The organism is Kitasatospora sp. NPDC094016 (assembly GCF_040304045.1).
Lineage (GTDB): Bacteria > Actinomycetota > Actinomycetes > Streptomycetales > Streptomycetaceae > Kitasatospora.
Genome location: NZ_JBEOUK010000036.1, coordinates 66,724 through 88,678, shown reverse-complemented (window position 1 = coordinate 88,678; position 21,955 = coordinate 66,724). Strand labels below are relative to the sequence as shown.

The window sequence follows — 21,955 nt, the reverse complement described above, 5'->3', positions numbered from 1 at the left end:
GGCCGCCCTCCACCGCCAAGCCGCGATCCAGATGAACGCCCACCCCGAAGGACGCCTCGAAGGCCTCGTCTTCGCCACACCGGACGGCTCGCCGCTTCGCCCCCAGTGGGTCCTCGACCAGCTCCGCAAGCGCACCGCCGAACTCGACCTCCCCAGGATCGGCCTTCACGACCTGCGCCACACCGCCGCCAGCATCATGATCGCCAAAGGCATCCCCGTCGCCGTCGTCTCCAAGACCCTGCGCCACTCCACCCTCGCCATCACCATCAACCTCTACGGCCACCTCCTCAAGGACTCCGCCGACGAAGCCGTCGCAGCGCTCGCCTCCGCGCTCGACCGGGCGGACGCCGAGGTGGCCGACCAGCCCGGTCCATCGCTCGGCCACCACTTCGGACAGGCGGCGTAGGCAGTCGGGTGTCAGGCCCTCGTACCCGGCCGCTGATCGGCCGGGTACGAGCCTCTGGTCTCCGTGGCCGTTGCTTTGGTCGCACGGCGACGTAGCTCGTGCGGCAGCGAGGCGAGGCGCCTGGGATCGCCCTGGGGGCTTCACGGCGTCGGCACCCGCTTGGGGGCGATGCCTGCCGCTTCCTCGAAGCGTCAGAACAACGCGCCTTGGCGCAAGGCGCTGACGGTACTGGTGCCGGTGATCCGACCCGGGGAGACGTTGATCTCCTCCTGGTCACGCATCCGTTTGAGGAGTGGTATGACCTGGGTCGGGCGGTAGACGGTCTCCAGGAGGGCGAACTTCTTGAGCTGGTCGACGCTGCGGGCTGTCGCCACGGTGCTCAGGTGGTCGAGCAGGATGCGGCGCAGCGGTCCGGTGTCCGGTTCGAGTTGGAGGTCGAGGGCTTGCTGGTTGGGGTCCTTGGGGTCGCGGTAGCGGACACCGGAGGTGGTGTCGACGACCCACATGGCGTCTTTCATCTTCTCCACGCCTCGTTCGTGGCGGGTGCCGAAGATCAGGTAGAGGAGGTGGCCGGCTTCGTCGATCATCTCGAAGACGAGGGTGTGCTGGAAGCCAGCGCGTCCGAGGGACTCGCGGTAGCGGTCGCGCAGGTAGGCGGCTTTCCGGGATGGCGGCTGCTGGAAGACGTCGTGCCATTGGGTGCCGCCGAAGAAGGCGTTCCCGGCTGAGCGGTGGTGCTCGGCCTTCTCGGAGAACCGTACGAGGAAGGCGGGTTGGAAGGTGACCATCACCTCGCTGCGGCGTTGGGTGGCGATCCGTTGCAGCAGGGGGAAGGGGACGTCCGGGCCGCCGAAGCCGTCGAGGAGGACGAACATGGGGTGGTGTCGACTGCCGGTGCGGTCCAGTTGCTGCAGCAGGTCGGGGTGGCACTGGCCCTGGGCTATGTGTACGTCGAGCCGGTCGCCTCGGCTGCCGGACGAGCCGACGGCTGCCGCGATGCGGCGTTCCAGCTCGGTCTTGCGCCGGCCGTTCTCCTCGACCAGCACCATCTTCACCTTCCCGGGGCTGCGCCGAAGCGCTCCGGAGAAGACCTGGTGGGCGATGACGGGTGAGCCTGGCTCGCCGTCCCGGTAGATGCCGGGGCCTGCGAACCCTTCGGCGTAGGTGACGACTTCGTTGTGGCTGAGCATGATCGGTGCCCAGGCCTGGAGGTAGCGCCGCAGCAGGGCGTGCTTGGCGGCGGTGTGCGGATCGCGTGGCCAGATGACGTCCTTCGGTGCCACCATCTGTCTCCCCGATACGGTGAGCCGTCGCTGCCGGTGGCAGGATCACACAATCGTCACGGCGCGACCAGGGGGCGTGCACGGCGCACTGGATCAGGAGGCGGTGATCGGCTCCCGTGCGGGCATCTCGTCCCAAGTCCGGCCGTTGAGGTCGCGGCCGCGGGCCTTGGGGTTGCGGCCGCCCCACTGCTTGAAGAAGAACGGCACGCCGGCCGCCTGGCAGGCGTCGCGGATTCCCGTGACCCACGCGGGGTCCATCGGACGGTGGTGAGGGCCGGACTCGCCGCCGACGATCACCCACCCGATTCCGTCGAGATCCAGGCACGGCAGCGGTCCGAGCAACGGCTCCAGCGAGAGGAACCGGACCGCGGCCGGGACGGCCCGCAAGTCGTCGACACGACCGAGCTGACTCTCGTCCTCGACCGACACCCCCATCCAGAGGTTGTCCGGCCACTCCAGCCGGTCGGCGACCCGGCGCAGCCGCACGGATCGCTTCGTCAGCACCTGGTAGGTGTGCTGGGGGGTGTCGGCGATGACCTGGAACACGTCCCGGACGAAAGGCAGCGGCACCCGGGCGTGGAAGAGATCGCTCATGGAGTTCACGAACACGACCCGGGGGCTGTGCCAGCGCCTCGGGACGTCGAGGGCGTCCGGGTGCAGCGCAAGTCCGAAGCCAGGGCCGGACGTTCGCGAGTCGCCGTCCGTCTGGTACTTGGCGGCGCCCATCGCCTTCAGCCGCTTGGCCAGGGTCAGGGCGTAGCAGTTGTCGCAGCCGGCGGACACACGGTCGCAGCCGGTGGTCGGATTCCAAGTCGCTTCCGTCCACTCGATAGCGCTTCGATCGCTCACTGCCGCTCCTCGCCACCGGGCCGGGCCTCGCGCCGACCGCCACCCGGCGGACGCCGCCAATCCCCTACCTTCCACCGCGGACACTGATGGTGTCGAACCCGCTGGCCAGAGCCGTTCGACTGCCCGGCACAGGCCAACGGCCCGGGGTTGCGGGCATCACGCCAGCCCTCTACGGCCACCCCCTCAAGGACTCTGCCGACGAAGCCGCCACAGCGCTCGCCTTTGCCCTCGACTGGGCGGACGCCCACGTGGCGAGCCCGGCCGACCCCGCGACTGGTCCCGGCCTCGGACATGCGGCGTGAGCCATTCGGCACCCTCGCATCAGGCCCTCGTGCCCGGCCGAGGATCGGCGAGGTCCGAGTCGCCGGAGCGAGCCTCCTCGGCCGCACCCTACGCCGAGTCCGGCTGGAGGAGTTCGAGCGAGTCCTGTGCTGCCCAGTCCGGCAGGGTGACCGCCGCTGAGACCGTCAGCCGGGCATCACGCCGCAGGGATTCCTCTCGAAGATGGCCACAGTGAGCCAGGCGAACATGTCGTCGTCGAGCGTGTCGGGGCAGCAGGCGGCTGTTGTCCGCGAGCCTCTCGGCGTCGGGGAAGACGATCGAAGCAGCCCCCGGCAGGATGCCTTTGTCCGCCGCGCGGGCAACGGCGCGGCGAGCCGCAGTAAGGGCCACTCGCTGTTCTGCGACCGCTCTCCGAGTAAGGCGTTCCCAGTCGGCTGGGTCAGGGGTGACACGAGCGATCATGTGGCGGGCAGAGGAACTGAACGCGGGTGTGGAGGAAGTCCTCCACACCCGCGAGCATGCTCCGACGAAGGCCACGTCAGCTGTCTTGTTGCTCCTCCGAGCCCGGGTTCTCTTCGGCGAGTGTGGCTCCGCGGTACTCGGCATGGTTCCGGTCCACGCTGCCGGCGATGTGGAGGGCGACCGGGTGGCGGGTGCGGGAGTCCCAGGCCAGGGACTGGTGGCACAGCGCGGCCGTCAGGGCCGCCAGGGTTTCTGGAACGTAGGGTCCGGCAGCGGGAACCGTGATCTGGATGGCGGTGAAGCTGCTCCAGTCCTTGGCCAGCAGTTGTGCTTTCAGCGCTTCGGGGATGGTGAAACGGGTGTGCTGGCTTCCGTTGGTGCCGGTCTGCCCGAAACCGTTGTAGGTGCGTGATGCCTGGGCGAGGTACCAACTGGTGACTCCGGCGGTGGTGGTGCGCCGGTACAGCCATTCGTCGGGGGCGGCGGGTTTGTGCGGATCCGGGCGTCGCCTGCCGACGCGGTCGACGGGGGTGGGGACTTCGCCGTACGAGGTGTTGATGCAGACGTCCGCTGCCGCGCGGCCGTCCTCGCGGAGGCTGTCGCCGGGGAGCGGGCCGGTGCCGAGGCGGGCGTTCTGGAGACCGGGCCAGATGGTTCGGCAGGCTTCGGCGTCGGTGAAGATCACGACGGGGGCCACGCCCGGCAGGACTCGCAGCGCGGAGCGGATCTCCTCGCGGACGAGCTGGGCGCCGTCCTCGTGCCTGGCGTGACCGGCTACGCCGATCGGACCGGACCCGAAGGTGGATTCCGCCTCGGCGATCGGGAGCCAGGCGTGCTGGCGACGGCTGTACATCTCCAATCGCCACGGCACGGTGGGGTCGGGGTGGGTGTGGAGGGCGGTCAGCACCTCGACCATCTGGGTCTGGTCGGCGGAGCCGATTGTGCGGGTGCTGGTTCGCTGCTGCCGAAGGTGCAGCCCGACGAGCACAGCGGGGTGGTCCAGCGGTACCGCATCCGCCAGCCTCCGGTCGACCGCCCCGAGTCGGAGCAGCAGGTCGCGGAGTCCGTTGACTGCTGGGAAGTCCAGGCGGGGGCCTCGTGAATCGCCAGACTTGCCCGCTTCGGTCCGGTCCGAGTCCGCCGTCTTGTTCTCCAGGGTTTCGGTGGCGAGCCCGGGTACGGAGTCGAGGAGTTCCGGTTCGGCGGCGGGCACCGTGGTGGCGGTTTCCCCGGCAGCTTCCTCCTTGGCCTTGGGGGGTTCCCTGAACGCGATGAACTGGGAGACCATCCCGCGCTGGTGGAAGCGCCGACGCAGGTCCCGCTTGGGGTCGTAGTCCGCGCCGCGGTCCCGGCGGCTGCTCTTCTTGGGATTCCACACGGTCTCGACCCACACTCCGTTGAGGGTGGGGCCCGGAAGAGCGTCGAGGAAGGCGAGTTCACGGTTCCAATCGGGGCGACTGGTGGCGATCAGGGCCGGCAGTCGTCGGAACCACACGCTGGTGCACGCGGTGAGTTTGCAGTCGCTCTCGTCCTCCCAGTCGTCCACGAGGTCGGGGGAGTCCGTGTAGGGGACGAGGGCGTCGATCATGCGTCGGCGGGTGTGCTCGTGGTCGTAGAGGGCGACGATGCGGATGTGGTCGTGTCCGGTGCCTGCGAGGGCGTGGTCGAGGTCCTCGCGCTGGACCGGGCCCTTGGCATTGCGGGCGACCTGGTGTTCCGTCCGGACGTACGGCACCTGCCGCAGGCCGAGCTTGGGGCCCAGGACGGTGTCGATGTGGCGGGCGAGAGCGAGGTTGAAGCGGGTGCCGGTGCCCTTGCCGAGCGGATGTTCGGTCGGCCCCGGGATCAGTACGCGGATGGGTCGGTTCTTGTGGCTCAGCCCCTTGTTGTCGCACAGGGTGACGGGTTTCAAGTCGCAATTTCCGACGACCCGGGCGGCGAAGCCGCGGATGTACGGCTCCCAGCCCTCTTCCGTGCGGCGATGGCCCACGGGGACCCGGAGGATGGTCTTGGTGCCGCGGTGGACGAACGCGGTCCGAGTGCCCGCCCAGTGGGTGGCGAGACGGCTGAACGTGGGCAGGACGTGGACGGTGATGAGGGGCTCGCCCGGCAGTGTGATGACGCGGAAGTCGAGTTTGTGCATGGCCACGCCCTCGGTCTGGCGCCGGCCGGCGGTGTTGGTCAGTAGGTGGTTCCAGCCGAGCAGGCTGCCGTTGGTGTCCATCAGCCACGTCAACTGCGGCTGTTTGACTGGCTGGTCGCCCTCGGCACCAACCGGCGGCTCGGGCTGCTGACCGTCCGGTTCGCCTGCCGGACCGCCCTCCTCGGGTGGTGCTGCGGGAGAGGGACGGTGTGGGAGCGGAAGGGGCAGGGGGTGGCGTGCGAGCTCGGCAGCGATGTTCCAGGCGGCGACGCGGAAGAACCACTGAGGTGCTCGGGGTCGGCCTGTGGCGGCATGGTCGATGAAGGAGGCCAGGTTCGCCCGGGTCGGTGTGCACTGGTCGAGCAGCGGCGCCAGGGTGTTGGCATCGTCGTCCTTGCGGATGTGGCGTTCCCAGGCACGGACGGCACGGCTCAGGAGCCGAGGTTCGATGATCTTGGTGGTGGCGAGCATCGTCGGGGTGCGGGTCTCGTCGTCCGGTTTGCCGAGGGTGTCGGGCATGATGACGACCGGTTGGTTGGTCACGGCGGACAGCGCGGTGGCCAGCGAGGCGTATGCCGGACGGACGGGCTTGGCGCCCTCGTGGTCGCGGTAGCTGGGCAGCAGGCTCCAGGCCTGGGCGAAGTCCTCGCTGAGCGCGTACAGCACGACCTTGCCCAGCTTCTTCGGATCCATGGTGAAGGCGAGGGTGTTCAGCATTCGGTGTCCAGGTTCGATCGGCGGCGGTGCTGCTGGTCGGCGAAGGTGAAGAACCCCTCCAGCGCCGCACGGTTGGTGTTGACGACGGTGTCGAATTCCCCGCTGGCGATCCACTTGCTGCGGAGCGCACGCAGGATGGACGGCAGGTCGGAGTTCCCGCTGGTGTCGATGAAGGCCGCGTCGACCAGGCGGAGCCTGCCCGGTGTGCCGCCGCGACGGGCACGTCCCACGAGTTGGGTGAGGGAGGCGACGAGTTCTGCGGCGACCGCGATCTTGGCACGGGACGGGAGCGCCCGGAAGTACCGCTCGCTGGCCAGCAGTTCGTTGAAGTAACCACTCGCGGTCTGCTCTGCGCCCTCCAGCGCCTTCCACGGGAGGTCGTGCGGCCGGTGCTCGTCGAAGGTGCGGGCACCGATGTGGGCGAGCAGTTCGCTGGGTTCGTCGACGATGGACATAGGCCGGACGGCGAGCCAGATGGCCCCGACGCGGGAACGACGCTCACCCGGGGACAGGATGTTCAGGCTCCGCTCGGCCCGTTGCAGCGGAGCGACAAGAATCCGGGCGCCCGCCATCGCGCCGAAGTCCTCCAGGCGGTCGGCGGGGATCTCGGTCCACGGACGGTACGGCCCCTCAGCGTCGGCAACGCGCTCGGGGTCGGGACGGACGGCGACGGCGACGAGGCCGGGCGGGGCGCCCGCCGAGGTGAGACCGTCGGCGAGGTCCAGGCAGCTGATGTAGGAGGTGGTCGCGAGCAGGATGGCGTCCTGGATCCCGACCGGATTGCCCGCGGAGGCGAGTTGATCGAGCTCCCGCTTCAGTTCGCTCCACAGTTTGGCGCCGAGCTCGTGGGTCGCTTCACGCCGTTTCGTGCCCGAGAGCCCGGAGATCCGCAGGAGTTCTTCCGACCCGATCCCCGGGACAGGCCTGAGGTCGACTTCGATCGGTTCGCCGTCGTCGGGGACGACGTAGGTGGGCCTGGTGTGGACGTGATGACGGTGCGCGCCGGGTACGTAGGCGGTGGCGGACAGCCCGAGCACGATCCGGCGGTGGCCGGAGTGCGCCAGCGCCGTGTTCTGCCCGAGGTCGAGGAGATACCGGTGCGGGTCCCCACCGAAGGCCACGGCACTCAACCTGGTGTCCTGCGGGGCGAGCGGGTTGACGTCCTCGGTGAAGGCGAAGACCTGACGGCCGAGCGGACCGTGCGGGACGGCGCGCCAATGGTCGTAACCGCCCAGGGCGGAGGCGATCTCCTCCGCAGCCGCCACGCCGGCCAGCTTGAGCTGGGGCGCGTCGTAGACGAAACGGTGCAGCAGGTCGCGGAGCGGGACGAGGAACATCCGCCGGACGAGGCGGTCGACCACGTCGAGCCGGGTCTTCGGTGCGGGCACCCAGGTCCTCAGCAGGCCGTCGAGGCGGTCCCTGGCGTGGTCGAGGGAGCCCGCCTCGTGCTGCTTGCTGGTGACACTGCGGAGGATCCCCGCGAAGCCCTGCAGGTGGTCGGGCAACAGGTGGGTGTCGATGGCGGGATCCCACACCGTCTCCAGGGTGAAGGTGTGACTGATGCCCGTCCGGACGGGTTCTGCGGCGCCGATCTGTTGGGGATCGTTGTCGAGGAACGGGGCGAGCTTCGCCGCGAGCCAGGAGTCCCACTTGGTCGGCACGATCCACCGGCGGGCGGCGTCACTGCGTCGTCGGCGGTTCGGACGGGCCGCAGCTCCTTCGGAGAGGCGGTCGGTCTGTCCCAGGTCACCGCGGGCGAGGTGCATGGTGTAGGTCTCGGCGAGCGCGCGGCTCTCCGAGACGTTCTTGCGGGCCCGTTCCTCCAGTGCCGCGGGCAACCGGTGGAAGGCCGCGACGAGTTGGTTGTCCAGCTCGATCAGCGGTCGGTCGTGCGGCCGGTCGCCCCAGGCCAGCACCAGGTTCCGGCCGTTGCGCTCGAACACGGTGGACTGGAAGGCGTCGAGTTCGTCGATGAGGACGGTCTGACAGCGCCGGAGCACGAACTCCTCGACGGAGACGTGCTCGCTCACGACGCCGTCCTCCGACTCCAGCGGAATATGGACGTTGCCCGCGTGCAGGTTGGAGTGGGTGGTGACGAGGATGCTCGCGGTGGTGGCCGCGCGCGTCAGGCGGAACTTGCCGCACTTGTGCCGGAAGGGGCACACCTTGGGCTCGGGCATCGTGCGGTACTCGTTCTGGCGCGGCGGCCGTACCGGTGCGAGTCTGCGGCAAGGTTCCCCGCCGGGCGTCCAGGCGTCCACTTCGTCGTCGACCGCCGCCAGGACCGGGAGCTGGCAGGAGTAGCCGAGCCGTTCGAACACCCAGTCCACGTACGCGGTGTCCGTGGAGTTGCGAATGGTGCGCTCCAACTCGCGCACCAGCCCGTCGGGTGACATCAGCGGTACGACCACCTGTTCCGGTGTCGACCGGGACCCCTTGAGAAGGTCGGCCGCAACCAGTTCCTCCTCGATCTGCCGGGTCAGTTTCAGCACGTCCGCGTTGGTGCTGACGACCAGGGCGAGAGTGTGGCCCTGCTGGACGGCCCAGGCCGCGATGCCGGCCATCATGACGCTCTTTCCGGACCCGGTCGGCGCGCTGAGGACCTGGATGTCCCCCGCCCGTAGGACCAGCTCTTCCCCCACCGCGCGGCCGATCCGGTCCCGCATCCGGGAGAAGAACGGACCCAGTGCTCCCTCTCGGTAGGCCGAGCCGGTTTCCTGGTCGAGGGTACGGTTCAGGGCGAGGAAGCCCTGAATGTCGAGAGCGACGTGGGGGAGATCGGGAGACGTCCGTAGGACGGCTGCGGGCGGGCGGTGCGCGGGGACGTGTTCGGCCAGGAAGGTGTAGGTGGCCAGCGCCGGCGTGGTGAGTCCACCGGCCATCGGCACCTGCAGGTTGTGGGTGTGCTCGCCGACCTTGGCGATGGACTGGGGGCGGAACGCCTCCTCTGCGACACGGTCGAGTTCGTCCAACAGCCGATCGGCGAACTCCCGCGGTGCAACACCGTGGTGGAACCGGACGTGCCGCCCGTCGGGTTCGAGGCGCGTACCGGGCACCCTGTCCTGGGCGAACTGGTCAGCAACGCGGTCCTGGAAGACCGCCTTGTCCGCGAGGGCGTTGTGCCGGTGCCGCAGTAGCCGTGCCAGGCGCCGCTGGTCATCGAAAGGCAGTTCCCGGTATCCGGGCCAGAGGTCGTACTTTCCGCTGAGCAGGAAATGGGCCGCGTCGACGCTGCCGCCGTCTGGCGGCGGGAAGTGGGCCAGTGAGCAGGCCAGGGCACAGGCGATGAGCCGGGGCAGCCCGCGCTCCTCGCGCTCAGTCCGCTGAGAAGAGAGGTCGGTCATTTCGTCTGTCGCTTCGCTCGAGTCAACTGCTTGCTGATCTCTTTGTTCACGTCCTCGACGAGCCAGACGGTGTATCCGGGCAGAAGTTTCTGCAGTTCCGCTTTCTGCCCGGGACCGCGGTGATCGGGCAGCACGATGGTGTTGGCGGCGAGTGGTTTCTGACGAACCTTCTCGGCCAGGGCCGTAGCGCTCGCCACATCCTTGAGGTCGATCGACAAAGTCCAGCCCAGGGACTCGACGGCGAATTCCAGGTCGTAGATGTCCAGCCCGGGCCACAGCGTGACGTCCAACAGCGGCTTGCCGTACCAGCGGCGGTACAGCGCGAGCTCCTCGACACCTGGTACGACGATGAACCGCCATACCGCGAAGTCGACGCACACCGTGCGTTCCGGCCCCTGCTGCCGTCGTTCGCGCGCTCCTGGGGGCCGTGGCACCTGGGAGTCTCTGCGGAGCAATTGGGGACGGCCACCCGTGAGTGGTTCGGAACGCACAGTGTAGTGAGCCTGGTGGTACAGGTAGGTGCACCGCACCCGGTGGCCGTCCACCCGCATCGGCCACCGGCATTTCGGGCAGGCCCACCACCAACGCCCGCCGTACACGCGGTCGGCCGGCAAATCGACGTACTGGACAGGTGGGTCGATGCCGGCCTCCGCACACAAGTCGAGGATCTCCCCTGCACCACCGGCCGGATATTCGACAACGAACCGGCGACGGGCCCGGTACGAGTGCTCGTTGGCTCCTTCTCGGATCCCCGCGAACGCCTCGTTCTCCACGCCCTCTTGGCGCATCCAAGCCCAACTCGGCAGCCAGCCACGGCCCCTGTCGCCCTTCTGCAGGAGTTCCATGACGGACGTGCACCCGTCGGACCAGACGTCGTCACTGAGCTCGTCCCACTCCAGGACGGTCAACTGTCCCAGCGGATCACCGTCGAAGACATCCGGTGCCAGCTTTCCCAGAGGGCAGGAAAGCGACCTGACGAATTCAGCCGGCGTCAGGATTTCCTGCTGGGGGCACAGGGCGTTGACCACCCCGGCCATGCTCATGATTTCCCGCCAGGCACGTGGTTCGCGATGCCGAACCGTCCATGCGTAACCTGCGCGGATGGCTGCGGAGAGGATTTTCATCCTCTGCTGGCCCAGGGCAGCGTCGTACACCGCCACATCCCTCCATCACACTTTACCGAGTGTCCTTGACAGAGCGCACTGATGTGCTGGTGAGGATCATGCATGAATTTCGACGACGCCGCACAGGAGCGGGTAGGTGAAAGCCTCACCCGCGAGTCGACTGAAATGCCACTTGACCTGCGCAGATATCGCATAAGAGGGATCGGCCCACATGACCGAAGTTCATCTTTTCGGGTGATCATGGTCGTGTCGCCAAATCCTGGAGTCTTTCGGTGAAGCCGACGCCCGGGGCCTTTCGGAACGGACCGGCAGGAGGAGCGCTGACGGAGCCTGGTGTGCAGCGCTAGCGTGCCGACCGGCCGCCTGCTCGACGGGCCCCGAGTAGGCGATCAACTTGGTTTCCAAGCAGCAGAGTTAGCTTGCAAGCGCTGCTCGCGTGGTTCATGCGGGCGGACGGGGGCCCAGCTGTGATAACGGCCAGAGACGTCCGCATGTGTCCACAAGCGGCCAAACCGGCTGATCCCAAAACGGTCCCAAGGCCCAGCGCCAGGCTCGGACGCCGCTCCACCGCCCTGCGCCGCCACGCCGGGAAGGGGCCGAGCATCGTATCGAAACCGGGAAGTCCCTGACAGCTCCTCCGCCCGCCGCTGGCAGCGGGCGGAGATACTTGCGCACCTCGGCCCGCCGCCCTATTCGGACCCGGCCATTCAGCGCCGGAATCCGCGGTGGGGGTCGCGTACCTTGACGTTCCCGAACGGCTCGAACCATGCCTGCGCGCGCAGGTCGCCCACCCCCAGCTGACGGTTGGCGTCGCCGTCGGGGTCCTCGATGCCGTCGAAGCGGGCGCTGTAGAGCATGAGGACGTCGGTGTCCTGGAAGAACATGTCCGTGCAAGCGTCGAAGTCGTAGTCGTCGCGGTGGACCGGCAGGGTGCTGTGCTCGGTGTCGTCGGGGTCGTCCTCGATCTCGTCGGCGCTGTCGCCGGCGTCGGCGATGGCGAGGTGCAGGGCGAGTTCCTCGGCTGTACAGGTCGGCCGCGGCCGACGGCCGTATGCGAGGTCGTCGGCGAGGTCGTCGGCGGCGCGGGCGAAGCGGCGACGCCACTGGAGGTCGGTGGCGAAGGTCAGTTTCGGCAGGCGCGGGAACACGCCCCAGTTGCCTTCGCGCTCATCCGGTACGAGGCGTCCGTCGCCGAGTTCCTCCGCGTCCTCGTACGCCTCGTCGGCCAGGAGTGACAGGGCGGCGTGGAGGATGTCGGCCGTGCGGGGGGTCAGCTGCCACAGGCAGCGCTCGTCCTCGCACTCCGGGTCCTCGCAGTGTGGGGTCTCCACGGTGAAGAGCGTGGCGAAGTCGGGGAGTTCCTTGCCGGGGCCACTCTCGGCGGACTGCTCGGCCTTGGCGTCTTGTCGGCCAGGGCCGAAGTCCGCTACGACGGGTTCCGTGCTCCAGGCGGCTACCTCGTCGCCGTTGCTCCGCTGGAGCAGCGAGCCCTGACATTGGTCGGTGAGGCTGTCCGCCCCGTCGACGTCGACGGGCGGCTCGGCAAGCCACATGACCGCGCCGACCACGTCGTGCGGGTCACCGTCGTCGAGTTGGTCGGCGGGCATCGGCTCCCAGCCCTGCTCGCCGGCCGCGTCCAGCAGGGCCTGCCAGTCGCGGACGTGGAACTCGCGGAGCGTGGTGATCCGAACGACGTGGCCCGGCAGGTCACGAAGCCGCAGCTCGCCTGGTGCGGAGCCGTCGGGTTCCGGGGCTTCGTCGTTGTCGCCGCCGTCCTCGCTGTCGGATTCGCCGTCCTCGCCCGCCCCCTCGACCTCGGCCTCTTCCGGCCAGGTGATGTGTGTTCCGGCGGTGGCCGGCCAGGTACCGGCGGCGATGTGGGCCACCGCCTGTCGGAGTGAGGACGCCGGGGCGTCCGGCAACTGCCCGCACAGGCCATCGACGGACTCCGCAGGCAGAGCGCCGGGCGCCCGGCGCAGGCTCCGGCGCAGCAGTTCGGCTGCGCGGTGGGCGAGTTCGGCGTCGCGGCAGGTGAGGACAGCCTGAAGCGAGTCGGGGCCGTCGTCGTGGGAGAGGAGTGCGAGGACGCGGCTCTTGCTGGGGGTGTGTTCGCAGTGGAAGTCGCGGGGTGCGGCGTTGAGATGGTGCTCGGGCATGCGGGGAACTCCGGTGCGGTGGAAGGCGCGTCCCGGTACGGGCGCGCGAAAGAGAGTGGAGTTCCGCTGGTGGGCACGCTGCTGACGTGCCTCCGGACGGTGGAAAAGTGCATCGGCCGAGGCTGGTTTCGCCGATGCCGTCAGCGGTCCGGACCTGATCCTGTCCGACACCGTACCCGAGTCACCGAGGGTTGTCCCCGGTGAAGCCGTGACAGTCCCGCCCCTCCTCTGGTCGCTCGTTCCCGGATTGTCCGACCGATGGAGCAGGATGGGCTCTGACGAGTCACCGGGGAGAGGGAAGCAGGAATGGCCACCGAGAAGACCAGGCTGCCTGTGGAGTTCCTGGCCACTGTCGCGGCCGGTGCCGAGCCCGGGTCCGCGGCGGCCCGGATGGTAGCCGAACAGGCCCGTGGCGTGGCCGACGGCCAGCAGGGCGGACCACTCCTCACGGCGCTACTCTCCAGGCCGTACCGGGACTCGGCACCCGCCTGGCTACTGGAGGCCGCGGTAGCGAACGGGCTGCGGCAGAGCGAGAGCGAGTACGAGTACCTCACCGGGTCGACGTCGCTGGTGGTCCTCGCACTCATCCACCCCGACTGCGATCCGGTTCTGCGGGCCGACGCGTTGCGCCGCTGCTCCGACCGCCGGCTCGGCTCCCTCGGCACCGCCGACCGGCCAGCCGACCTCTGCGCGGCCGTCGCCGACGAACTGCGCAGGCGGGTGCCGCAACCAGTGCACATGACGCCCGAACTGCTCAAGGAGCCAACGCCCGCACAGGTGGTTCTGCGTACGGGACGCCTCCACGACGCCGTGTTCGAGGCCGCCGTCGCTCTCCTGCCCGACGGCCTCGACCGCACGCGTCTGAAGGACGAGGATTCCGGCGCCTGGTCCGACCGGATCAGGGCAGCGTTTGACGCGTGGGGCCACATGTGGTCGGCTGTGCTCGAACAACACCCTGACCGGCACTCCCGGCTCATCGACAGGACCGCCGGCACCATGGCGAACCGGGTCATCCGCGACCAACTCCTCGGCAGCGTGCCGTGGACGGTCGAGCCGCAACTCCTCAGGCAGATCGCGCTGGATGACCTCTCCAGGTTCGACGCCGCCATGCTCACGACCCGGATCTGCAGCTTCCTCCAGGACGGCCCCTCGAAGGAGGAGGCCCGGCAGCGCTTCGCCGCCGAGCTCTCCGCCCTGGACGAGACCGATCGAAAGGACATCGAGTTCCTGTACCTGCGGGACGACGGCTTCGACACCGACTGGGGCACCGATTCCGCCGTGGCCTGGGTGAGCCACGCGGCCGACGGACGGTGGCGCCTCGTCCTGAACCCCGCCGAGGCCAAGCCTGCCTACGGCGATCCCCATACCTGGCGAAGCCAGCCGGACGAACTCGCCGACTTGGGGCGGCACTTCGCCGAAACGGCCGTGCAGGCCCTGCGGACTTGGAAGCCGAAGGACCTCTACGGGATCAGCACGGCGTCCGACCTGCGCTGGGTTCGCGACATGCTGGTCCACCTGCCCGAGCTCACACCGGCCGTCGAAGCGACAGTCCGGCTGGTGATCCGCGACGCCCGCCGCGGCCGGTCCGGTCCACAGTCGTACGACTACAAGTCCCAGGAGGACCGGCGGCAGTTCGACGAACTCCTGGACGCGATCACGCGGATCGTCGCCGACCCCGCCCCGCAGCCGCCCGCGACCCGTCGCACGGCCCTCGGCAACCCCGAAGAAGTCACGGTCCGGAGCCTGTCCGCCGTCACCGCGGAGGTACTCGACGCGTACCTGGACCGGCACGCCGGTGACGACGCGCTCGTGGAGAAGGCACTGCTGTCCGTCGCCTGGCACGGCCACCGCAGCGATCCGCCGTTCGCCTCGGTCCTCGCCCGCCACTCCGACCCGCAGCACGCCGTCCGCACGCTCACCCGTGACCTGCGCCTCAGACTGGGCGGCAACCCCACCAACCGCGAAGCGTGGGCCAGGGAGGTCCTCGCCCTGCCCGACTGCCCCGACGAGACCGTTCTGGCCCTGCCCGCCTGGACGGCACTGAAGGCCCGCGGTCACCGCTACGACAGCACGCATCCCAGAGTGATCGCCCTGGTGGAAGCGGCCCTCGGAGACGACCACCAGGCATGGCAGCGATTCGCCGACAGCCCGATCAGCAACTCCGGCCCCACCGCCTGGCTCCGCCTCGGAGACATCCTCACGGCTGCTGCAGACGGAACGGCGTGGCCCAAGCCACCCGGTTCCCGGTGACAGTCCCGGGCTGCGCCGAGATGCACTGGCCGCATGACAACCGAGTGCCGGTGATGGCGGGCGGCGGGGTGTGGGAAAGGCCGGTCTGGTGAGGCAGCTTCAGCTCCGCCCTGCCGGGTCACGCGTAGGGGTCGCGCAACGGCCGGGGCTCACGGACTCCGCGCGTGATCTCCTCGGGAAGGTCTGGGCCAGCGAGGTAGTAGCGGCCCTGGGCCTCGCCCTTCGCGGCGAGCCAGCCGGCACGGACCAGTTCGCGGATGTCGCGCTGAGCCTGCTGCTCGCTCAGTTCGGCGTCGGCCTGGTACGTGGCCCTCCGCACACGGTTGCCCATGGCCGCTGGGTAAAGGGCGTAGAGCATGCGGTCGGGCCAACCGCGCTGCTCGACGGCTCCGTCGAGTGCGGTCCAGACCTCGCGGGTGCTGTTCACCTGCCGCTCGACGCTCTGGGCCTGCTGATGGTGGGCCCGCAGACAGAACCGAACCCACCGGAGAGTCTCCCGCTCGGGGGTCCAGACGGGGCCGCCGACCTCACCGAGGACGTCGTAGTAGCGGTAGGTGTTGCGCGCCCGGCCGAGCCACTCCTCGATGCTGGAGAACTCCGGCGCCATGATCCCCTCGCGGGCGAGGACCAGGGTGTGCAGAGCGCGGGACATCCGCCCGTTGCCGTCCGACCACGGGTGGATCGCGACCAGGTTGAGGTGCGCCATCGACGCCCGCACGAGTCCGGGCGCGTCGAGGTCACCGTCGTTCAGCCACTCCACCAGCTCACCGGTGAGCACCGGAACCAGGCCGGCGTCCGGCGCGGTGTAGGCCGCGATGGTGGGATCCTCGGCCGACGTGACGTACACCGATCCGGTGCGCCACCAGCCGGGGCGCTTGACCAGGTGGTGGCCCTGCATCATGAAGTGCAGCGCGTTGAGCAACCCCTTGCTGTACGCGAAATCCTCACCGGCCTCGGCAAGGCGCTGGATGTAGGTCATCGCCTGCCGATAGCCCTCGATCTCGACCGCGACGGTGTCGCTCGCCTCGATCGGAGCCTCTCCGACCATGATGTCCTCGACGTCCGACACGCTCGCCGCGTAGCCCTCGATCGTGTTCGACCCGGCGATCGCCCGCGCGGTCAGGTTGCGCCGCAGTTGCCCCTCCCATCGGCGGGGCGTGCGCAGATGCAGGCGCAGCCGATCCCGCATGTCCTCGATCTCCGCAAGGACAGTCAGGTCGGCATCTTCGAGCTCAGGCACGGAATACAGCACGATTCAATGACACCATCATGGAATCACCGCGTCAAGAAATGGGGAGACCGCCAGCCGGCAGTCAGCGCCCTGTCGGCTGCCCTACGCACAATCGGCCGCCCGTCTCGGGCCAGCCCGACTGCACGGGGGGTGGCCTGCGAGCGCCGTAGTCGCCCGCAGGCCACCCCCGTGCAGTCGGGCTCTTCGTCAGGAGGTCTGGTGGCGAGCTGCCTCAAGGCGCCGTCGGAGGTCGCGGATGATCTCGCTCCAGCGCCACGACTCCGGGGCGTCCCAGTACTTCTCGCCGATCGGGTGCCAGTCGGACAGCTCGCTCAGCTGAGCGGCCAGCGCCTCCCAGTCGGTCCCGTGTGTGGCGCCTGGGTCCCGGTCGAGCTGATGGGCGACATCGTGAAGGCGGTGGGCCGCCCGGTAGTAGGACAGCTGGGTGTCGGTCAGTCGCCGTACCGCGAAGCCGTAGCATTTGCTGCACCAGTCGAAGTCGTCGCGGGCGAGGAGGTCCGCGACGCGCAGCAGGTCGTCGTGCTCGGTGACGCCGCGTTCTCCGGAGTGTGAGCAGAACGGTGAGTGGCCCTTGCGCTGCCAGCCAGGATCGGCATCGGTGGTGTAGACCTGTACATCGGCGAGGACGCCCAGCGGGATTCCGCTGCCGCGGTGCCACCGGTCGGTGCCGGGCTGCTCAAACGGTTGGAGGCGAATACGGCGGGCGCTGACCAGCAGGCCGTGCCACACCGCGCTGGACACGGTGCGGCGGCGACCGTCGCGGTCGGGGCCGCCGTCGAGAGTGCGCAGGTCCGCCGCACCGCGTGCCAAGGCCAGGCATCGCAACTCCTGTTCAGGGTTCTCCCTCCAGTACCTCAGGCGAGCGGTGGTGCGGGCGCCGTCTGCGAGACCGAGGTCCTCTCCGAACCCCGGATCGTGCGGATCGCGAACGGGGGCGGGCCAGATGCTCTCCCCTTCGTCTTCGTCGGGACGAGGCCCGACTTCCTGGATCCACGGTTCGATGACGCTCGCCGGCAGGTCCGAGGCCCCGGCGATGACGGTTCCGCGCCACCCGGCGGCCAGCCGCCTCTCCACGACCGCCAGTGGCAAGACCTCCGGTCCTCCGTCCGGGGAGAAGACCAGGTACAGCTGGTCGTCACCCGCCGAGACGGCGCGCAGCGCGCGCACGTGGCCAGCGGCGAACGGCTGGCGGTCACGGACGGGGGTGTCGTCGAAGATCCCCGGCCTGATGTGGGCCACGGCCGTTTCGGCCCCGGTACCGGTCGTCGTTTCGGTCGTGGCGGTGGTGTGGGGTTCGCAGTCGAGGAGGGAGGCGCGGGTGTCGAGAAGTCGGTCGGCGATGAGGGGCGGGACCCGCAGGGTGAAGGTGCGCCGGGCCCAGTCGGCGGTGGCGAGGTAGGTGAGGAGAACGCCGGTGGTCCAGTTGTCGAGTTCGCTGAGGAATCCCCGCTCGTCCCGGTGCGAGGAGTCGTCGGCGACCTCCGACAGGTGCGCGGTCACCAGCAAGGTCGGCGCGGGCTCGGCGTCGGCAGCTGCGGCACGCACCAGGTCCTCCCAGGACGCGACCAGCTCGTCAGCGGCGGAACATGCCTGTGCGTAGCCCTTGCGGTTGGAGCGCATACCGTGGGTGAGCGTGTAGGAGATGTACGAGCGCTCACTCGGCCGGCCCCAGCCGGCTTCGGCCTCGCGCTGCCAGTCCCGCCACAGTGCCTTCAGTCCCCTGTTGATCTCCTCCCGCGTACCGATCGCCGTCAGCGCCGGATCGTCGGCGGGCAGGTCCGGCTTGTCCAGGAGTGCCGCTGCCGCGCCGTTCAGGAGTCCGTCCGGGTCGACGAACCGTGCAGCCTGCACACGCAGCGTCTCCAGGTACTCCTTCTTCACGGCCAGTTTCGGCTCCGCCCAGTCAGCGAGCCAGGGGAACATCGCGGCAGCGGCCTGGGCCCGGTGCAGGCTCCTCGCCGCATCCCGCCAGGCGGAGAACACACTGTCCCGCAGATGCTCGGCGTCGTCGCGCGCCTCTTCGTCGTAGCCGTCCGCTTCCTCGTTGTCAGGGTCGGCTGCGGGCTCGGAGCGCAGCAGGTCTGCGGCAGCCTGGACCTCGTTCTCGTCCCACCAGGTGTCCTCGTCCGGCCCGGTGTGGGATCGCAGCTCGTACAGCAGGCCGATCCCACCGAGTTCCTTGAGGAAGACGCCCAGGCCGGTTTCCGGTCGCGCCCACGCGCCCCACTGCGCGCAGCGCGAGCACATCCGGCCGATCGTCTCCGCATTCAACGGGACGTGGGCTGTCGTGATGTCACGGGCACGCAGTTGGGTGCACGTCGTCGCGGCGTGGAGCTTGGCGTTCTTGCCCTTGGTCGAATGGACGGTGACGGGCGTGCCCTCGAACGGGCCGAGCGGAACATCTGCGGTCAGAGCACAGTCGAGCACGTGTCTCCTCCTATCGGTCTCGGCTTGCGAGCCTAGATGAGGGCACCGACAAGGTCAGCCGAGAACGCTGTTCCCACATGCGTCATGCGGACGACGGCAAGCGGCCCGGCCTGGCCGGTGATCTCCTGTCCGTCCGGACGGCGTCGGAGTCATTCCCCCGCGGTGAGCCAGCGCAGGCGCCCGTCCTTGGGAGAGCTCCGGCAGGTGAGGGCCAGGCCCTTCGAGGAGGTTGCGGTGGCGCCGGCCTCGCGGCACTTGCGGTGGGGTTCGTTGCAGCTTCCCTTCTTCTTGCCGGGTATCTGGGCGCAGTTCTCGGTGTCGTGCGCTTCCTTGCCCTCTGGGGAGAGGTTGTCGTAGTTGCTCCCGTCGTGGCGCCCAGGGGAGTCGCCGTCCGGGCCCGTCTCTGTCGGCTTCCCTGTCGCGCTGCCCCTGGTCGGTGCTGGCGCGGTGCCGGCCAGGGGTGCGGCCGGCGAGGACGTCCGGGCCGGGGCCGGGGCCGGCGGAGTGGAAGCCGCCATCGGCGCGGGCGACAGCGACGGGACGGACAACGGCAGTGCGGATGACGAGGCCGACACGGAGGGCGGGTTCGGCGCAGCGTCGGGCGGCAGACCGGTGCCGCACGCCGTGGCCATGCCGAGGAGCACGCCCGCGACGGACAGCGCTGCGGCCCTCGGCATGGTGCGCATGTTGATCATGAAGCGGGGCATCGGGTCAGTGTAGGCAGTCAGGGATCTTGGCCGATCACGGCAGTGGATTCGAGGGCGCTCAGTCGCCAGGGCGACTCCAGTCGTACAGCTCGTCGCCGGTCCACGGAGCGCGACCGCTGAGGATCTGCAGCATGGCCCGCCAGGGAGGGGAGAACCCAAGGATCGTAGACGTACCGCACAGGCCCCGCCCCGGGGAACAGCAAGTGACCATGAAAGAATCCCGCAGGTGAGCCCTATATCGCCCGGGAACCCGGTTCAGCTGTGTTCGGATCCTGGTTGTTCGCAGCCGACCGCGTACCGGACGCGTTCGCGCGATGCCTGGTGCGACGATCACATCACCGGCATCCTCCGCGTCGGCGGACTGGAGCCGTTGGAGCCGTTCGCCAAGCCGACGGCGTGGCGCCTGACCCGGTGCCTGACGTGCGGCTGTGAGGCCCACTACCGCTTCGAGTACACCCTCTCCAAGAACGCGGAGAACGAGGCGACCTGCCGAGCGTGCCACTGGCGCCAGTGGGCGCAGGACGAACGACGGCGCCACGGCTCGTACGCGGATCTGACGCCGGTCCCCGCGGCTGAGGCGAGGGAGCACGCGGAGAAGCACGGCTACGACTACCTGGCAGCACTGACCGACCCATCGTACCACGACGATCCTCATCACGTCCGGTGCCGGTACTGCAACCACCTCGCCGCCGAACGGATGGGGGACATCGCGTTCGGCTGCCGGTGCCAGACCAACCCGAGCCGCGCACGACAGACGCCCAACCCGCCCGGGCAGAAGCAGCGGGCCCTGCTCAAGGACTCCGGGCTCCCCGTCCTCGACTGGTGGGACCACGGGACGAACGACCTCGCACAGTGGGAGACCGTCACCGTCACAGCCCGCCGGGAGGCGGCCTGGCGCTGCCCCGATTGCGGCCTGCAGTTCACCGCCCGGGTCCACGACATGATCCACCGGGCGACGTGCCCGACGTGCGAACCGAAACGCCGCGCCGAATGGCAGGCGGAGTACGAGCGCTACCAGGTGACGCCCGTCTCCGAGGTACCCGAACTGCTCGCGGCGTGGGCCGACGACGAGGACCCCCGCACCGTCACCGTGGCCGAGCTCGGGCCGCTGCGACGGTTCCGCTGTCCGCGGGGCCACCACCCGCGCATATCCCCGTACACCTATCTGCACTCGGGCTGCCCCTCCTGCCGGAGCCAGGAGACGCGCACCGCCGGCCTGGATGCCGTCGAAGCCGATCCGGCCCCGTTCAGGATCAGCCCGGAGATCGCCTCCCAGTGGCACCCGAGCCGCAACGGCCGCATCAGCCTGGCCAAACTCTCCCCCAAGTCGCGCAGAACCGTGTGGTGGCAGGACCCCGGCTGCGGCCACGAGTGGCAGGACACGCCGGAACAGCGGGACAAGGGGCAGCGCCTGCGCTGCCCCGAGTGCCGTACGATCCTCGACTCACTCGCCTTCCACTTCCCGGAACTCGCCGCCGAGTGGTCGTCGGTGAACCCGCTCTCCGCCTGGCACGTGCGTCCCAGCGGTCAGACGGCCTTCGTCCCGACATGGGTCTGCGCCACCAGCCCCACGCACGTGTGGCAGGCGCCCCTGGCCTCCCGCGCCGTCGGTAGCGGATGCCCCGAGTGCAGGGAACACGGCAAGTCCCAGATCGAGCTCGCCCACCACGAGGCCGCGGAGCGCGCCTTCGGCAGGGCGTCGTCCGGTCAGGCCGTACGCCACGACGCGTTCGTCCGACGCAGCGTCTGGCACGTCGACATCACGGTCGAACTCTCCGGCAGCCGGAGGCTCGCCGTGGAGTACGACGGCTCCTACTGGCACACGGACAAGACCGATGTCGACGAGGAGAAGTCCCGTGACCTGCTGGCTGCGGGATACCTCGTTGCGCGGCTGCGCGAGCATCCGTTGCCCGCGCTGCCGATCGACGACCCCGGGTACGCCGAGTTCACCGTCCATTCGACCGTTCCCGATCCGGATGGTGTGATCGAGCGGGTAAAGCGGTGGGCGTCCGAGCACTGATTCACGAAACTCTGGGTTCGGAGCGGGCACAGCCCTGCCGTCAGCAGTCCCGCTCCGGGAGCACACGCAGGGCGAGGACGGATCCGTCCGGGTGGATGGAGACGGGACCGTCCCAGTCGTCGTCCCAGGTGGCGGTCGGCCACGAGGAGCAGCGGGCGTGGGCCTCCTCGCGGTAGCGGGTGAGACGGCGTTCGGCGAGGAGTTCGAAGAGGTCCTCCGCCACGCCCGAGAAGGCCTCCACCCGGGTGCGGTTGAGGCGCAGGACATGGTCGGTGCCGACGAACGGGATGCCGAGAAGTTCGTGGTCCGCATCCTGGACGCTGCCGATCGCGGCGTGCGAGATGCCCTCGTACCGCTTGCGGCCCTGCCGACCGGTGAGGTAGGGCACGGTCGCTGCCGCGTCGCCGGCGAAGGCCGTCAGGCCGGCCGCGCCGGTGCGGATGGCGTCCCACTGTGTGGTGTAGCCGATCACGGGTGAGGTGTGCGCGGGCTCGCTCCCGGGGCGCACACCCGCAAGGACCCTGCACTCCCTG

General features: G+C 69.4%; 13 protein-coding genes. 3 read left to right on the top strand and 10 right to left on the bottom strand.

Going from position 1 to position 21,955, the window contains the following annotated elements; translation table 11 throughout:
• Window positions 1–406 (top strand): tyrosine-type recombinase/integrase (locus tag ABT015_RS27905; RefSeq protein WP_350883778.1); only part of this gene is annotated, 406 nt, incomplete at its 5' end.
• 191 nt (window positions 407–597) lie between these two features.
• On the opposite strand, the gene ABT015_RS27900 is transcribed toward ABT015_RS27905, so the two are convergent.
• The 6 genes from ABT015_RS27900 to ABT015_RS27875 all read right to left on the bottom strand — a co-directional run bounded on the left by ABT015_RS27900 (window position 598) and on the right by ABT015_RS27875 (window position 12,766).
• Window positions 598–1,692, bottom strand: coding sequence for a three-Cys-motif partner protein TcmP (locus tag ABT015_RS27900; protein ID WP_350883776.1), 1,095 nt, complete (start codon window positions 1,690–1,692; stop codon window positions 598–600).
• Window positions 1,693–1,782: 90 nt separating this feature from the next.
• The gene (locus ABT015_RS27895) at window positions 1,783–2,538 is read right to left on the bottom strand and encodes a DUF5131 family protein (protein ID WP_350883774.1); all 756 of its coding nucleotides are present in this window, start codon (window positions 2,536–2,538) and stop codon (window positions 1,783–1,785) included.
• 820 nt (window positions 2,539–3,358) lie between these two features.
• Entirely contained in the window at window positions 3,359–6,142 is a 2,784-nt protein-coding gene (locus tag ABT015_RS27890) for an RNaseH domain-containing protein (protein WP_350883772.1), read from the bottom strand.
• Complete coding sequence (locus tag ABT015_RS27885) at window positions 6,136–9,486, bottom strand: DEAD/DEAH box helicase family protein (protein WP_350883770.1); 3,351 nt, start codon at window positions 9,484–9,486, stop codon at window positions 6,136–6,138. The genes ABT015_RS27890 and ABT015_RS27885 overlap by 7 nt, the downstream gene beginning before the upstream one ends.
• The gene (locus ABT015_RS27880) at window positions 9,483–10,646 is read right to left on the bottom strand and encodes a restriction endonuclease-related protein (RefSeq protein WP_350883767.1); all 1,164 of its coding nucleotides are present in this window, start codon (window positions 10,644–10,646) and stop codon (window positions 9,483–9,485) included. The genes ABT015_RS27885 and ABT015_RS27880 overlap by 4 nt, the downstream gene beginning before the upstream one ends.
• Before the next feature lie 671 nt (window positions 10,647–11,317).
• Entirely contained in the window at window positions 11,318–12,766 is a 1,449-nt protein-coding gene (locus tag ABT015_RS27875; protein ID WP_350883765.1) for a hypothetical protein, read from the bottom strand.
• 306 nt (window positions 12,767–13,072) lie between these two features.
• Here ABT015_RS27875 and ABT015_RS27870 point away from each other — a divergent pair, with 306 nt between their 5' ends.
• Window positions 13,073–15,016, top strand: coding sequence for a hypothetical protein (locus tag ABT015_RS27870; RefSeq protein ID WP_350883763.1), 1,944 nt, complete (start codon window positions 13,073–13,075; stop codon window positions 15,014–15,016).
• Between the two features lie 118 nt (window positions 15,017–15,134).
• Here the strand turns inward: ABT015_RS27870 and ABT015_RS27865 are convergent, their stop codons facing one another.
• The 3 genes from ABT015_RS27865 to ABT015_RS27855 all read right to left on the bottom strand — a co-directional run bounded on the left by ABT015_RS27865 (window position 15,135) and on the right by ABT015_RS27855 (window position 19,402).
• Window positions 15,135–16,268 carry a Fic family protein gene (locus ABT015_RS27865; RefSeq protein ID WP_350883761.1) on the bottom strand — a complete coding sequence of 378 codons (1,134 nt, stop codon included), beginning with the start codon at window positions 16,266–16,268 and terminating at the stop codon, window positions 15,135–15,137.
• A 186-nt stretch (window positions 16,269–16,454) separates the two neighbouring features.
• Window positions 16,455–18,695, bottom strand: a complete 2,241-nt coding sequence (locus ABT015_RS27860) for a hypothetical protein (RefSeq protein WP_350883759.1) — start codon at window positions 18,693–18,695, stop codon at window positions 16,455–16,457.
• A gap of 149 nt (window positions 18,696–18,844) precedes the next feature.
• Window positions 18,845–19,402 (bottom strand): hypothetical protein, encoded by a 558-nt coding sequence (locus tag ABT015_RS27855; protein WP_350883757.1) that lies wholly within the window; start codon window positions 19,400–19,402, stop codon window positions 18,845–18,847.
• Window positions 19,403–19,772: 370 nt separating this feature from the next.
• Here ABT015_RS27855 and ABT015_RS27850 point away from each other — a divergent pair, with 370 nt between their 5' ends.
• The gene (locus ABT015_RS27850) at window positions 19,773–21,422 is read left to right on the top strand and encodes a zinc-ribbon domain-containing protein (RefSeq protein WP_350883755.1); all 1,650 of its coding nucleotides are present in this window, start codon (window positions 19,773–19,775) and stop codon (window positions 21,420–21,422) included.
• Window positions 21,423–21,462: 40 nt separating this feature from the next.
• Here the strand turns inward: ABT015_RS27850 and ABT015_RS27845 are convergent, their stop codons facing one another.
• Window positions 21,463–21,894 carry a hypothetical protein gene (locus tag ABT015_RS27845; RefSeq protein WP_350883753.1) on the bottom strand — a complete coding sequence of 144 codons (432 nt, stop codon included), beginning with the start codon at window positions 21,892–21,894 and terminating at the stop codon, window positions 21,463–21,465.
• Window positions 21,895–21,955 lie beyond the last annotated feature (61 nt).

Excerpts from the sequence above, each read along its gene's own strand:
- ABT015_RS27885 (WP_350883770.1), bottom strand. The coding sequence starts at position 9,486 with ATGACCGACCTCTCTTCTCAGCGGACTGAGCGCGAGGAGCGCGGGCTG.
- ABT015_RS27900 (WP_350883776.1), bottom strand. The coding sequence starts at position 1,692 with ATGGTGGCACCGAAGGACGTCATCTGGCCACGCGATCCGCACACCGCC.
- ABT015_RS27890 (WP_350883772.1), bottom strand. The coding sequence starts at position 6,142 with ATGCTGAACACCCTCGCCTTCACCATGGATCCGAAGAAGCTGGGCAAG.
- ABT015_RS27870 (WP_350883763.1), top strand. The coding sequence starts at position 13,073 with ATGGCCACCGAGAAGACCAGGCTGCCTGTGGAGTTCCTGGCCACTGTC.
- ABT015_RS27855 (WP_350883757.1), bottom strand. The coding sequence starts at position 19,402 with ATGCCCCGCTTCATGATCAACATGCGCACCATGCCGAGGGCCGCAGCG.
- ABT015_RS27875 (WP_350883765.1), bottom strand. The coding sequence starts at position 12,766 with ATGCCCGAGCACCATCTCAACGCCGCACCCCGCGACTTCCACTGCGAA.